At 36.5% G+C, this 12,963-nt stretch carries 14 protein-coding genes; 8 read left to right on the top strand and 6 right to left on the bottom strand.

The genetic code is table 11. The features are described from left to right. From VB797_RS29245 to VB797_RS29220, 6 genes are all read right to left on the bottom strand, one after another. Positions 1 to 630, bottom strand: a 630-nt coding sequence (locus tag VB797_RS29245; RefSeq protein WP_323241283.1) for a hypothetical protein, incomplete at its 3' end; no start/stop codon positions are given. A gap of 58 nt (positions 631 to 688) precedes the next feature. Next, positions 689 to 1,204 carry a phage tail protein gene (locus VB797_RS29240; RefSeq protein WP_323241282.1) on the bottom strand — a complete coding sequence of 172 codons (516 nt, stop codon included), beginning with the start codon at positions 1,202 to 1,204 and terminating at the stop codon, positions 689 to 691. Between the two features lie 653 nt (positions 1,205 to 1,857). Beyond that, positions 1,858 to 2,529: an FHA domain-containing protein gene (locus tag VB797_RS29235; protein ID WP_323241281.1), complete on the bottom strand. Its 672-nt coding sequence runs from the start codon at positions 2,527 to 2,529 to the stop codon at positions 1,858 to 1,860. After that, the gene (locus tag VB797_RS29230) at positions 2,516 to 4,642 is read right to left on the bottom strand and encodes a substrate-binding domain-containing protein (RefSeq protein WP_323241280.1); all 2,127 of its coding nucleotides are present in this window, start codon (positions 4,640 to 4,642) and stop codon (positions 2,516 to 2,518) included. Before VB797_RS29230 ends, VB797_RS29235 begins: the two co-directional genes overlap by 14 nt. Positions 4,643 to 4,893: 251 nt before the next feature. Beyond that, a complete protein-coding gene (locus VB797_RS29225; RefSeq protein WP_323241279.1) occupies positions 4,894 to 5,568 on the bottom strand; it encodes a response regulator transcription factor in 675 nt (224 codons plus the stop codon). Between the two features lie 53 nt (positions 5,569 to 5,621). Continuing rightward, positions 5,622 to 6,731 (bottom strand): HAMP domain-containing sensor histidine kinase, encoded by a 1,110-nt coding sequence (locus VB797_RS29220; protein ID WP_323241278.1) that lies wholly within the window; start codon positions 6,729 to 6,731, stop codon positions 5,622 to 5,624. A 755-nt stretch (positions 6,732 to 7,486) separates the two neighbouring features. Here VB797_RS29220 and VB797_RS29215 point away from each other — a divergent pair. The 8 genes from VB797_RS29215 to VB797_RS29180 form a co-directional block, all read left to right on the top strand. Then, on the top strand, positions 7,487 to 8,323 hold the full coding sequence (locus tag VB797_RS29215; RefSeq protein ID WP_323241277.1) for a Pvc16 family protein: 837 nt from the start codon (positions 7,487 to 7,489) through the stop codon (positions 8,321 to 8,323). Between the two features lie 33 nt (positions 8,324 to 8,356). Next, positions 8,357 to 10,024 carry a phage tail sheath family protein gene (locus VB797_RS29210; protein ID WP_323241276.1) on the top strand — a complete coding sequence of 556 codons (1,668 nt, stop codon included), beginning with the start codon at positions 8,357 to 8,359 and terminating at the stop codon, positions 10,022 to 10,024. Between the two features lie 253 nt (positions 10,025 to 10,277). Next, on the top strand, positions 10,278 to 10,712 hold the full coding sequence (locus VB797_RS29205; RefSeq protein WP_323241275.1) for a hypothetical protein: 435 nt from the start codon (positions 10,278 to 10,280) through the stop codon (positions 10,710 to 10,712). Positions 10,713 to 10,882: 170 nt separating this feature from the next. Continuing rightward, positions 10,883 to 11,359, top strand: a complete 477-nt coding sequence (locus tag VB797_RS29200) for a phage tail protein (RefSeq protein ID WP_323241274.1) — start codon at positions 10,883 to 10,885, stop codon at positions 11,357 to 11,359. 163 nt (positions 11,360 to 11,522) lie between these two features. Further along, positions 11,523 to 11,870 (top strand): hypothetical protein, encoded by a 348-nt coding sequence (locus VB797_RS29195; RefSeq protein ID WP_323241273.1) that lies wholly within the window; start codon positions 11,523 to 11,525, stop codon positions 11,868 to 11,870. A gap of 16 nt (positions 11,871 to 11,886) precedes the next feature. After that, on the top strand, positions 11,887 to 12,264 hold the full coding sequence (locus VB797_RS29190; protein WP_323241272.1) for a phage tail assembly protein: 378 nt from the start codon (positions 11,887 to 11,889) through the stop codon (positions 12,262 to 12,264). Further along, a complete protein-coding gene (locus tag VB797_RS29185) occupies positions 12,219 to 12,413 on the top strand; it encodes a DUF6760 family protein (protein WP_323241271.1) in 195 nt (64 codons plus the stop codon). Before VB797_RS29190 ends, VB797_RS29185 begins: the two co-directional genes overlap by 46 nt. Continuing rightward, positions 12,410 to 12,963: FHA domain-containing protein (locus VB797_RS29180; protein WP_323241270.1), on the top strand; the 554-nt coding region annotated here is incomplete at its 3' end. The genes VB797_RS29185 and VB797_RS29180, both read left to right, overlap by 4 nt.

Here is a 12,963-nt window from a genome sequence, read left to right as displayed (position 1 = left end):
ATTAAATTCTTGATTTTGAGGAGTTATTATCTGTTCAAAGTTTTCTACAACTGGAGATGTTTGAGAAGTTGTTACTTGTGGAGTTTGGGGAGTTATTACTTGTGGAGAGACTGAATCCCCTGTTTCAAGAGATTGTGTAATCGCTTTAGATTTTTTGGATGTTCTTTTCGCTTTAGGTTTAGATTTAGCTTGAGTTTTCTTGCGAGATTTTGTTTGATTTTTTTGATTTTTATGAACTGGATTATCTACAAAATTGATTGTTGGTAAAATATCTGGAATTGCATCTGAAATAACAGTTTTTATATCATATTTCTGTTGAGATGTATAATAATTTGCATTTCTATGCGTTAATAAATCGGACGTTTGCAAACTATCAGCATCATGAAAATCATGATTATCAGTTCCAAAATCCCAATCGATTAAAGAATTAAAAGAATTTTTATGTTTGCGAGGTAAAAAGAGTTTAGAAGTTTTTACCAATAATAATTTATTAACAAAATGCTGAGTCAATCTTTTTGGTCTGTATAAAAAATTTGACTCTTTTCTCAAAGTTAATCTATTAGCTTCGCATAATGATGCTGCTATACCTAATCTAGAAGCTTGATTTGCTAAAGGCTTAATATTTTCCATATTTAAAAATTGGTTTTAAAAACTGATATTAAGCTCCAAACTAATTTACCCTAATCAATTATTTTGACTCAAAATACCCTGACTTCGTTCGCGTGCTAATATTACCACCTCCTTTTTCTTTTCCTACCTCTAAGCCTTCATAAGCCAAAGTCAATTCCTCAATTCCAACAGTGTTTCCATCCGCTTGTAGCTCAGGTGCTTTCCAAGCGACAGGAACAGCACCTATCAATGTCCAACTCATCATCGTTTCACCAGCTTGATTGAAAACCAAAATATTAACATTGCGTCGAGATGATGACTGTTCTCCAAAGGTTTCATTTATCCAGTTCCAAAAACCTGGATTGTCTGTAAGACCCCGCTTAAGAGTTACATCAGAAAATTCTACGTGTCCTAAATGTATTCTTTGTTGGTCGTTAACACCTCCTTCATGAGTCACCTGTTTTTGAATTTTTGCACCTAATCCAGAACACCCAGTGAAAGATGCTGCGATCTCGCTGCCAATCTCAACATAAAAACGGTTGGTAGTTACATAATTTAATTCATGACCGACATTGCCATTTGTACTATTTGCCATTATTACCACCTATTGCAACCATAATTATTTACTCTCTCTTGCTGATATCGTATATCTTCTTTCAAAAGTTCATAAACTCGCTTAGTTAACTTGCTTAATAACAGGGAATCTCCCAAATATTTATTTGCTGTTTTGGCAATTTGACTAGTATCCGAGACAGCAGAAATGTTTGCATATCCGGCAGTACCACCAACGTCTTCGAGAGCTCTACAACAAAGAAATTTACTTATCTTATCCATAGACTCATACTATTTTCTATTAGCATCACTATAATATATAGGCTAAAGCTAATGTTCAATAATAGAAAGTAGCCGAAGGTCTAATAAGTAGGTGGACACAAATATTTATGTCATAGCAACCGGAGGGAAACAATTCCAAAAGACTGCGGTTGCGTCGCGGGAGCTATCTCTCAAAGGAAAACAGCGAAGCGACGCTGTAATCGCAACGACCATATACAATTAATTTTTTCTAGGTACTTACTTTGCACGCCGAATAATGAAGAGAACACCCAGCCCGTGCGTAAGTCCTGAAGATACAGCAGTTTGCAAGTTGCAGGAGGTACATTCTTTTACTCCCTACTCCCTTACAACGATATATCCTGTAGATCACTCAAATGAAATCGGTTGTAAATAAGTACGCCATCAAATATAGTACTATCCAATAGCTATTGTAAAAATGACAAGGTTTTCTTGTCCTAATTGCAATGTATCACCACTTAATAAACGATATGAAACACCAGAGTTTAAAGGAGTCCCATTCAGATAGATACCGTTTTTACTAATATCAACAATCATATAAGTATTTTGCGACCAATCCCAAAAAATACGAGCGTGTCTTCGAGAAACTATTCCTTCTTGGGGAATACCACTTAGGTCAATTTCTGGTGGAATCGGCATACTTGGAGTCCGACGACCAATAGAACCGCTTTCTGCACACAAGGTAAATTCGCGACCGTTAGCAGAATGAATCAGCTTTAGAACTGGTAAATTCGTTACTGGAGGCTGCTGTTGCGGTACTGGTGGTATGTAAGGAAGTTGCTGATAATTGGTTACATAATAATCAGAAGCTGGTTGTTGGGGTGGCTGTTGTTGGGCTGGTTGTTGGGATGGCTGTTGATGGGGTGGCTGTTGTTGGAATGGTTGTTGTTGGAATCGTTGTTGCTGAGATGACTGTTGTTGTTGAGGTTGCGAATCGGGGGGGCTGTTTGGTGCGGGGGGTACTACATTTCCCAAAGGAGTAGAACACCAAGGACAAACTTTGGCATTAACGGGTAATGCACGATTAAAATATTCACACTCAGGGTTTGGACATCTATTTGCAGTCATTCTCTTTTACATTTCTTAGGGGGACAAGAAACACATTTTTAAGTAGACATTGACCTTGGTTGGTATTCAATAGACTGGCGAAACTATGACCACCTTCTTTGGACTCATCTTTAGAATACACTACATATAGATCGTACCTCAAAGGATATTTTTGAAATTCCTCCATATCAATATATAATTTACCCTGCATTTTGCACAAATCATCTGAAATCTTTATGGCTGTTTTTTTCGATTCAGAAAATATAGGTTGAATTGGCTGATTGTTTTCATCAGTTATCGCTAAAGGATAAACTGTGCATTGATCGATAATTTTGCTGAGAAAACCAAAACCGATTACGCCTACGTTTTCTCCAGAATTGAGTTGTTTCCCCATGTTTATGATTAATTCGCGTGTATTTTCAGTTTTGAATTTTTCTTTATTTTCGTTAAATAAGTTAATGTCTGAATTTTTGCTAAAGATTAATTGTTTAAATTTCTCCACTGCTTCTTTTTCTACAGGAAGATAAGGCTCTATACGTATATCTTCTCTTATATTTGGAACTATTTCACGCCACTTTGTTATCTTACCTGTATAAATTTTACGTAGTTGTTCGTGAGTAATCTTTCCTTGTAATGCATTAATAAGAAGCTTATTATTGTCATTACGGAATGCCACAAATACTACCATACCATCATGGGCAACGATTTCGGAATCCATATCATTACCGATCCTATTTTTATCGACTAAACCAGTGATAGCAAAGCCTACTTCTTTTCTTTGCACTTTTCCTATTTCACTATTGATTTCATCATTATCATTTGTTACGTGCTTAAATATAGCCTCTACATTTGGTTTTGGCTTTTTCAACAATTCATCTAACTTTCTTTCGTCTACAGGTTCTTTCCCCAGAAGAAATCTCCAATTACTATTCTTTCCAGATGTATAAGTAAAATCACCCGAATCTATATTAGGTACATCCGCAAACTGATCAAAATTTTTATCCAAACCAGTATCTTTTGCATTTTCAGAGTTAAGCCCCTTAAAAATGTAATGTCCAATTACTCCACCAAGTAACGCAAAAGCTAGCAAACCTAATAGAATAACGAATAGAGGCAAACGCTTTTTCCCTTTTTTCTTTTTACCTGATTTTTGTTTTTTAGATTCTGGGTTGAAGGCAGATAAATTAAGCAATTCTTCTCTAGCGCTAGCAGCATCTTGAAAAGCAATATCAAATCCCAGTAAACGATAAATAAATTTCTTTAAGTCATTGTCGGTATTTGGCAATAATTCGTGTTCTGCTGGATCTATTTTTTTGCCACTATTAGGATGTGTGGTTTTGCCTAACCATAAATAAAAAGCTATCAATCCTAGGGATTCTAAATCTTGTTTGTATGTATTTTTAGGAGGTTGGGGGATTTTTGGTGGTATGAATAAATTTTCCCACTTTGCTAGGTCACAAAAGAATACCGTAAAAAATTGTTTGTTGCTTTGTAATTTAATTAATAAACTATCTAAATTAATATTACCGTGTTCTAAACCCTTCTGTACTTGTCCGGATGGAAAGCTTAATTTTTGAGTATGAAGAAATACGAGAGTTTGTAAAGCTTGAATCAAAAATTCACGAACTTTGGGTGCTTTCATTCCTCCTCTATTTATCAAGTATTGACCTAAAGTTTCAGATGGAGTTGTATCTTTAGTAATCAAATAGCAGCGTTCTCCCTTCTCATCAGCAATAGCTTCCCAAGTTTGAATTAAGCGAAAATTTTGTTCTCTACCATCAGCTAAATTGACCCCTGCAAGCCGTTTGAAAGTTTCTTTGCGCTTTAAAGCTTCCTCTTGATTGAAACTATTTTGAGGTAGCAAATATTCTTTGATAATTACAGGCTCTCGATTGTTTAATTGTATTCCCGCATACAAACGACCCAAACCTCTTACACCTAAATACTCAGTTACCTTATAGCTACCCCGTTGTCCTTTGATTTCGGTGTGAACAGATAAAGTAGAGGGAAATCCACATTCTAAACAAAACTTCGCACCTCTCATTTGTAGGGCTGTTTCCAGAGGTTTTTTGCAACTCAAAGGTGCGTTGTAAGTGCAAGCATATTCGCTGTAAAAAGATTCAATGTTCATCATATAATTTTAAATATTGCAAATTTACTAGATATTAGGACTTACGCAACTGGCATATTTTGACCGTAGGGTGCTGTGACACTTCGCTTGATTTCTAACGCAATAATAAGGTTTATGTGTCACGCACCGTTCCCTCAGTCTTGTGACAATTGCGTAAGTCCTGGATATAAGAAAGATTTTATTTTGTTTATAGCCGCTAATAGTATTCTACCAAGCTAAACCCGGTGGGATCGCGGAGCAACGAGTGGGGAATACTAAGTTTCAACAACTCCTAGTTTAATCGCAGTGACAATCGCTTGAGTACGACTAGTAACTTTAAATTTTTCAAAAATACTTGTGAGATGAGCTTTTACAGTGGCAACAGTTACATATAATTGTTTGGCAATTTCTTCATTAGAATCTCCTTTAGCTAACAGTTCTAACACTTCTTGTTCTCTTTGCGTTAAATGTAACTGATGTTTTTTCCGAGCAATAGAGTCTGAATCAGCTTGAAATCTACGAAAAAAGGCACTATTGACCTCCGGTGGTAAATAAATTTGCAATTGCATTACCGTATTAATAGCTTCATACAACTGAGTAGCTACACGAGTTTTAAATATATAACCTGCTGCACCTTTCTGCATGGCTTGAAAAATATAATCATCTTCTTGATGACCAGACAAAACTAAAACCTTACCACTATAATTAATATCTTTTAGAGAAGATAAAGCTGTAATTCCATCACTACCAACTAACTCCATATCGAGTAAAATTAAGTTTGGAGATTTTTGAATTGTCAATTTCAAAGCTTGTTCAACACTATTCGCTTCACCTATAACTTCTGTATTTAGGGAGTTACTATTTTTATAAAAAGCTAAGATACTAGACAAACCTTGGCGAAAACTCTCGTCATCGTCTACTAGTAATAGGGAAATTTGCTGACTAATCATTTTGCTACTCACAATTATGTTTTCAGATTTTTAATCCAGTCTACGTATCAATACTATTTTCTTGGTAATATTATTGAAAATACGGCACCCGCTTGTGGTGCATTCTCTGCCCATAGGTTTCCACTATGGTCTAAAACAATTTTCTTTGCTATTGTTAAACCCAGTCCGGTGCCTCCATCACGACGGGAATAAAAAGGATTGAAGATTTTCTGCATATCCTCTGAAGATATTCCCGGTCCATCATCACAAATTTTAATCAGAATTTCTTGTTGAAAAATCTGCCAACTAATGACTATATTCCCAAAATCTGGACTAAAGTGAATTGCATTACCGATTAAATTATCAAATACTTGTTGAATTTGTGATTTGTCGAGTAGTAATATCGTAGATGTTTGGGAAATGTGAATTTTTAAATGTTTTCGATAAATTATTGGCTGAAAATTCTTAACAGTTTCAGCTACTATCTCTTTTAAATTTTGAGGAACTATATTTAATCTTACTCCTTGACCGCAGGATAGTATTTCAGTCAAACTTGAGTCCAATTTGTTTACATTTTCATTGATTATTTTTGCTTGTCTTTTATAATGAATATCTGATAATTGTAAATGCAAATTATGTGCATAAATACCTATCAATGATAAGGACTGACGTAATTGATGACCGGCTTTATGGAGTATATGTTCTAGTAGTTTAATTTTTGATTTTTGATAAAAGTTTTCTGAGTAAATTTCGAGGTATTGGTTAAGTGTCTTTGCAGAATATTCAAGCTGGTTTCGCAAATTTTGACCCAGTGGTTCTTTTGCGATAACTTGAATATATTCCGGCTTGTTATTTTTATAACCTATTACGCAAACATAACAATAATAGTTTGGTAGTTCTGCAAGCTGATACCCTTTCACCTCAAACAAATGAGGAAAATCATTCATCCAAGATTCCGACCTCAAATATGCTAAATTTTGTCTAGAAAAAGCAGGTTTATTTTCGGCAAATTCAACGATCTCCTGATTTTTTTCTAAGCTTATGTTGTGATATATAATACGAACACAACATATTGGGTCATGATAAGTTAATTGTTTTCCATGTAGATAGCAATATCTTGTAATGCTAATTATGCTGGGAAGATTGCGATTTTCCTGTTTCTGGAAAGAGATATTTACAACCATTACTCAACTCACTTTTTGCGAACACACTTTTTTTGAGATTGTCTCGTGGAGCCTAGGATTTATAAAAATCAGTTTTTCCGTAACTATAGGTAGTCACACATTACTTATGATTCATAAAAACATCTATCCCACGATATATTTTTAGACATAGAAAAAAATTAAATTATATTAATACCAGGCTATTTTAGTGACTAATTCTAGGATTCAATATTTTTCTAAATTGCACAAGGCAACTTAAGCAAGTTAATTGTCAACTTAAGAAAAAACTAGAAATTTTTACTGGCAACAGACGCATAACACTAAGCTTCTCAATGCGAACAGGTATCGCTATTTTCTAGTTCGGTTTGTTTTTACTTGTAAAATATTTTATTTCATCTATCTATAGTAGGATATTTTAGCTTTACTTTGCTGTTAGACATTTTCATACATCTTAACTCCACTGAAACTGTTAATATTTCTCATTCTTAATAAATTTTGGGAAGGCTTATAAATAAATAGGTGTCACCATTCCGAGCTTATTCATTAGATAACAGATTTTCGTAACTTTTGTTTACAAAGTGTATTTAAACTTAAGAGAATAAACTTATAGTCGAAAACAGTTTTTTGTTAGTAGCATTTTCGATATTGTATTTGAGAAGAATAATTTGAATTCTTTCGATATGTTGTTTTAATCTCGACAAAAGTCTAATTAACATTAGAGTAAGGGTGGAGTTATTCTATGTACATATGGGTTTAGTAAGAGTTGAACATAATTTATGCTTATTTTCGTTCTTCAGACCCTAGCACAGATATTAGCTGGAGGAACCTCCCTCATCAGTACCGAGCAAATTGACTTTAGCCACCCTAGTAATCGCAAGGAAGAAGCGGCTGGGCCTGCTTTTAACCTGTATCTTTACGATGTTCGTGAGAGTGAAAAAATGCAGTACTCTTGCAGACAAGTAGAGCGCAGTTTTACACCAGGTTTCCGAACAACTTCAGTCAGATGGAATCCAATTTGGTTTGATGTCTCAATGTTGCTCACAGCATGGGATAGGACAACTTTAGGAGAATGCCATATGATTAGTGAAGCAATAGCTGTTTTATTACGCCATCGTTTACTACGGGAAGAATTCTTAGTTCCAGAATTGCGCGGTTATGGTGGATTAAATATGAGAGTTTCTTCAGAGCAGCCAATAGAAATTGGTTCTTTATGGAGTTCTCTAACCATACCTCTACGTCCGGCTGTATATGTGATGCTTACAGTTCCTTTTGTACCTCAAAAATCTCCAGTAGGCATTGTTTTAGAAAGAGTTTTTCAAACCAAACATCAATTTGGCAATGGAACTACTGAAACTATTACTAAGAGGGTAGTAATGGCTGGAGTTGTCAAAAGTACTATCACCAATCAGCCGCTTGAAGAAGTTGAAATTAAATTGATGGGAACCCAAAAGTCTTCTAGCACCAATAAAGAAGGGCTATTTTATTTTGAAAATCTCCAATTGGGTAATTATGTTTTGTTGCTCAATAGTGAGGGATATTTGCCCCAACAAGTAAATATGTTAGTGGATACTCAAGATTTGAATTTGAAAGAAATCTTGCTAGATCCCGTCTAAACGATTTAATTTACATCCAAGGTAGTTAATTTAATGGCTAGACTAGACTATGCTGCTCCTGGTGTCTATATCGAAGAAATTGACCGAGGGAGTCGTCCGGTAGAAGGTGTCAGTACCGCAATTGCTGGCTTTGTTGGTTTTACTGAAGATATACGTGGTGGGGCTGAGTTATACAAACCCATGCTCATCACTAATTGGACGCAGTACTTACAATATTTTGCCCGTCCTAATTCGGATGGTTTCACCGATTTTAATGCCTATTTGCCTTTTGCTGTATATGGCTTCTTTATGAATGGTGGTGGACGCTGCTGGATTTCCAGTATTGGAACCCAGCTATCCAACGCTCCTAAACCTTCAGAACCAGAACCTACTAATTTAGTAATAGGTGGTCGAGGTAATCGTCCTTGTATGCGGTTTGGTATACGTCCAGAACAAATTGCAGCAGGCAATATCACTATTTTGATTAGTGATAGCGGACCTCGTGCTTTACCAGAAGGTACTGAAGGGGAGGCTCTTCCAGATACGGGTGAATATTTTAAGGTAGAAATTCGTCGGGGAAATGAAACCCTCGAAGAATACGATAACCTGACAATGAACCCCGATACAAACACCCAATTCGCAACTTATGCAGTCGCAGCATTGCAGAATTCAATGTTTGTAACGATTGAAGATGTTTCTCGCAGGGGTCAACCTTTAGCACGTCGTCCGGGAAATGGAGAGTACGAAATTGCAGTACCTTTAGTTCCCACATCACCCGATCAATTTTCTACAGAATTCGAGGGTATACGGGATGACCGCACTGGGGTAAGGGGACTGTTTGAAATTGATGAAATTACAATGGTGGCTTGTCCCGACCTGATGCGTGCTTATGAAGCCCAATTAATGAACTTAGACCAAGTTCACGGCATCATGGAATTGATGATCAGCATGTGCGAAGGTGCTAATAGTGGGGATATTCCCAATCCACCTAACCGTATGGTTGTTCTCGATTCTCCCTCCAACTGTGCCAAACCCCAGCAAGTCGTAGAGTGGTTAAATAATAGCTTTGGTCGCCGTTCTATGTTCGCTGCACTTTATTATCCCTGGATTAAAGTAGCCAATCCCCGCGATCGCGGTAATCCAATTACTGTTCCTCCATGCGGTCATATGATGGGTGTTTGGGGACGCACCGACGAAAATCGTGGAGTTTACAAAGCACCTGCCAATGAAGTACCTAGAGGTGTCATTGGTTTAGATTATGATGTCAACTTCCGCGAGCAAGAACTTTTAAACCCTCTTGGTATAAACTGTATTCGTAAATTTCCCAATCGAGGTATTCGTATTTGGGGTGCGCGGACTCTTGTTGAACCAGATAAAACAGAATGGCGTTATATTAGCGTTCGCAGGCTGATTAGCTACATCGAAAAATCCTTAGAATTAGGCACCCAGTGGGCAGTTTTTGAACCAAATGACCAGTTCTTATGGGCACGTATCAGACGAACTGTAAGTAATTTCTTGGAAAGAATTTGGCGTGAAGGTGGTTTATTTGGCACAACACCAGAACAAGCATTTTATGTTAAATGCGATGCAGAATTGAATCCACCAGAAACAATGATTCTCGGTCGTCTTTACATTGAAGTTGGAGTTTGTCCAGTACGACCGGCAGAATTTGTTGTCTTTCGTATCAGCCAATGGAATGGTATCGAGGCCGAGCAAGAGTAATAATTTAAAGAACTGAAGTTGCGCTCTTGGGAATGAATTCATCTTTATAAGAGTATTGGTAGGCTGGTCCCAATCAGAATAGGTTTTCACTAACTGAAAAAACTTTTTTCTTCTTGCTACTAATCAAACCCAAGTTTGCGGTAGGTAGAGTAGTAGACTTTCTGTTTAACGCGTCTCAATTTTGAATTAATTTAGGAGTATTAAAATGGTTCAATCTTTTTCATCTAATAATTTTGCAGTAAGTAGTAAGTATGTGCTTGAGTTAGACGGCATATCGGGTAACATGGTTGTCTCAAAAGTTGAACAGCCTTCAAGCGAAGCAAAAATACACACCGATCCTCTAGGTATGGGAAAAAATCGACAACTAGTACGTTCTAATGTAACTACCTCACCAGAAAAAGCTGCTACTATCACAGTGCATATGCCCATCATGAGCGATAATCTGGAAATGGAAAAATGGTTTGAGCAAGGTATGAACTTTGACGGAATGCCTACTGATTGTGAAGCCTGCAAAACAAACGGTGTAATACATTATTTAAACGATAAGAATGATATAGTAAAATCCCTGGAATTTGAAGGAGCCTTACCTAAAAGTCGGAAAAGGCAAGAATCAGATAGTAAAGAAGGTGCAATTACAATCGATATAATTCAGTTTGAAGTCGAAAGATATAAATGGAGTCGTAGCTGAGGGAGTCGTCTATAAGCGCAGAAATTGTAGTCACTCATAAGTAGTTAAATATAATTAATTACACCAGAGTAAACAATGGCAGTAAATATTTTTGTTTACCTACTTACTTGTATTATGTTATGGAGGTATCTAAAAGATGCCTCCCTTATTACCCAAAGGAATAATAGGTAATGGCTGATTTTGAAGCTCTCGCATCTTGTAAATTCTTTGTGGAACTAAGTTTGGATAATTGCTGCGATAAAGTAGATGGAGTTTTCTTAGAATGTCAAGGTTTTCAAAGAACGCAGGAAGTGATTGAAATATGCGAAGTAACTTCTAACAAATTCGGTAAAGCCACAAATGGTATGTCGGTCACAAGGAAAATACCTGGTAATGCCAAAAACGGTAATATCATCCTACGCAGATGTATGTCCTCATCTATTGTGTTTTGGGATTGGTTCCAAGGATGTCATGATAATTGGGCAAAGCAGCGGAGAAATGTTTCTTTAAATATTTTAAACTCAATGTCACAAGGACAAGCAAGATTTGAATTAGCAGGTGCTTGGCCAATCAGCTATAGGTTTGGTGATGTTGGTGCTTACAGTAGCGGTATAGCACTTGAAGAAGTGGAAATTGCCTTTGAAGAGTTGAAAAGAGTTAAGTCGTAGAAGTTGAAGAAGCGGAAATTGCCTTTGAAGATTTTAAAAGAGTCAAGACATAAAAATTGAATCAGTAAAAGTAATATTAGTAATTGCTAATTAAAATAAGGAGTGAAATAAATTTTAAAGAACCAATTATTACTTAGCAAATTTAAGGCTTGGATAACAGACAATGTTTAACACAGAGTTTGAATTTACATTACCTAAAGGGTATCTTGACCCGGAAGGGAATCTCCATCGCAAGGGCGTAATGCGATTATCTACAGCGATTGATGAGATTTCGCCTTTGCGCGACCCTCGTGTCAAAATGAATCCAGCTTATGCCACTATAATTATTTTGGCGCGGGTAATTAAATGCTTGGGGGCTGTATCGGAAATTACTCCCTCGATTGTAGAAAATCTGTTTAGTCAAGATTTAGAGTACCTGCAAAATTTTTACAGACGAGTTAATGGTTTGGATGGTGGTGAAAATGTTGCAGAAGAAACAGAAAATACTCCAGAGGCAGTTGTTCAGAACTGAAGCAACTAATTGAAAAATGAGTCGTAAAGAAACACTTTGCACCGAATTTTCGTTTATCCTTCCTAAAGGATTAATTGATAACAACCAAAGGTTACAGCGTAAGGGTTTGATGCGTTTAGCCACAGCCAAAGATGAAATTATGATTCAACAAGAACGTAAAGTTAGGGAAAACCCTGCTTACACCACTTTAGCTATCTTATCGCGGGTTATATCTCGCTTAGGTAGCCTTAACTCCGTTACAACCGAACAGCTTGAAAGACTTTTATTACCAGATATTTCCTATCTCAGAGAGTTTTACAATCGGATTAATCAACAAGGAAATACCTGTATATCAACCCGCTGTCCTCATTGCGAAAAGGAATTTCAAGCCCAGTTAGAGTTAGCGGGGGAGTAACGAGCTACCCCTCAGATACTTTACATGAGGAGGTAGCTTTTATTGCTTATCATTTTCATTGGTCGCCAAATGATATTTTGAATCTCGACCACATGACACGTCAGCGATGGGTCACAGAAATTAATAAAATTAACCAAAAATTATTATGAAAGTAAAAATTTCTACTTCGCCAACACAAAGCGAATTAGAGGAAATCGACCTTTCCTCAACAACTAGAAGAGGGGCAGAGTGCATAATTGGTCGTTCTCCTGATTCCGATGTGGTTCTTGATAGTCAAGATGTTAGTCGTCATCATGGCAAATTTTTTTGTCACTCTGGGAATTACTATTTCTCCGACCTTGGTAGTAGAAATGGCACAATTATTAATGGAAAGTTAGTAGAAAAGAATCATTCACAGATATTAAAGGACGGTGATGTGATTCGCATCGGAGATTTTGCTTTGATGCTTCAAGAAGATATTGTTGTTTCCGAGCAATCGGAGACGGTGGTGAAAATCATTAATCCTTCGATGTTTTCTAATTGGCAAGGTCGTCAAAGTGAACAGGCTTTAAGTGAAGAGGTTTCGGATATTGTTACTCCATTATCTGAATCAGTTAATCAAGTAGAAGAAGTCAATACCTCTGGAGAAATAACTTTTACTCAACCCGATGAAGTAATTGCAGAAAATTCTGCTGAAGAAAATATATCTGAAATCGCTGC

Origin of the sequence: Rivularia sp. UHCC 0363 (genome assembly GCF_034931125.1) — a bacterium.
Lineage (GTDB): Bacteria > Cyanobacteriota > Cyanobacteriia > Cyanobacteriales > Nostocaceae > Rivularia.
The sequence above is the reverse complement of the archived record's forward strand: the minus strand, read 5'-3'. Positions and strand labels throughout refer to the sequence as shown.

Coding starts and splice junctions, on each gene's coding strand:
- VB797_RS29220 (WP_323241278.1), bottom strand. CDS start 6,731: ATGGTTGTAAATATCTCTTTCCAGAAACAGGAAAATCGCAATCTTCCC.
- VB797_RS29240 (WP_323241282.1), bottom strand. CDS start 1,204: ATGGCAAATAGTACAAATGGCAATGTCGGTCATGAATTAAATTATGTA.
- VB797_RS29225 (WP_323241279.1), bottom strand. CDS start 5,568: ATGATTAGTCAGCAAATTTCCCTATTACTAGTAGACGATGACGAGAGT.
- VB797_RS29190 (WP_323241272.1), top strand. CDS start 11,887: ATGAGTCGTAAAGAAACACTTTGCACCGAATTTTCGTTTATCCTTCCT.
- VB797_RS29210 (WP_323241276.1), top strand. CDS start 8,357: ATGGCTAGACTAGACTATGCTGCTCCTGGTGTCTATATCGAAGAAATT.
- VB797_RS29195 (WP_323241273.1), top strand. CDS start 11,523: ATGTTTAACACAGAGTTTGAATTTACATTACCTAAAGGGTATCTTGAC.
- VB797_RS29215 (WP_323241277.1), top strand. CDS start 7,487: ATGCTTATTTTCGTTCTTCAGACCCTAGCACAGATATTAGCTGGAGGA.
- VB797_RS29230 (WP_323241280.1), bottom strand. CDS start 4,642: ATGATGAACATTGAATCTTTTTACAGCGAATATGCTTGCACTTACAAC.
- VB797_RS29235 (WP_323241281.1), bottom strand. CDS start 2,529: ATGACTGCAAATAGATGTCCAAACCCTGAGTGTGAATATTTTAATCGT.
- VB797_RS29200 (WP_323241274.1), top strand. CDS start 10,883: ATGGCTGATTTTGAAGCTCTCGCATCTTGTAAATTCTTTGTGGAACTA.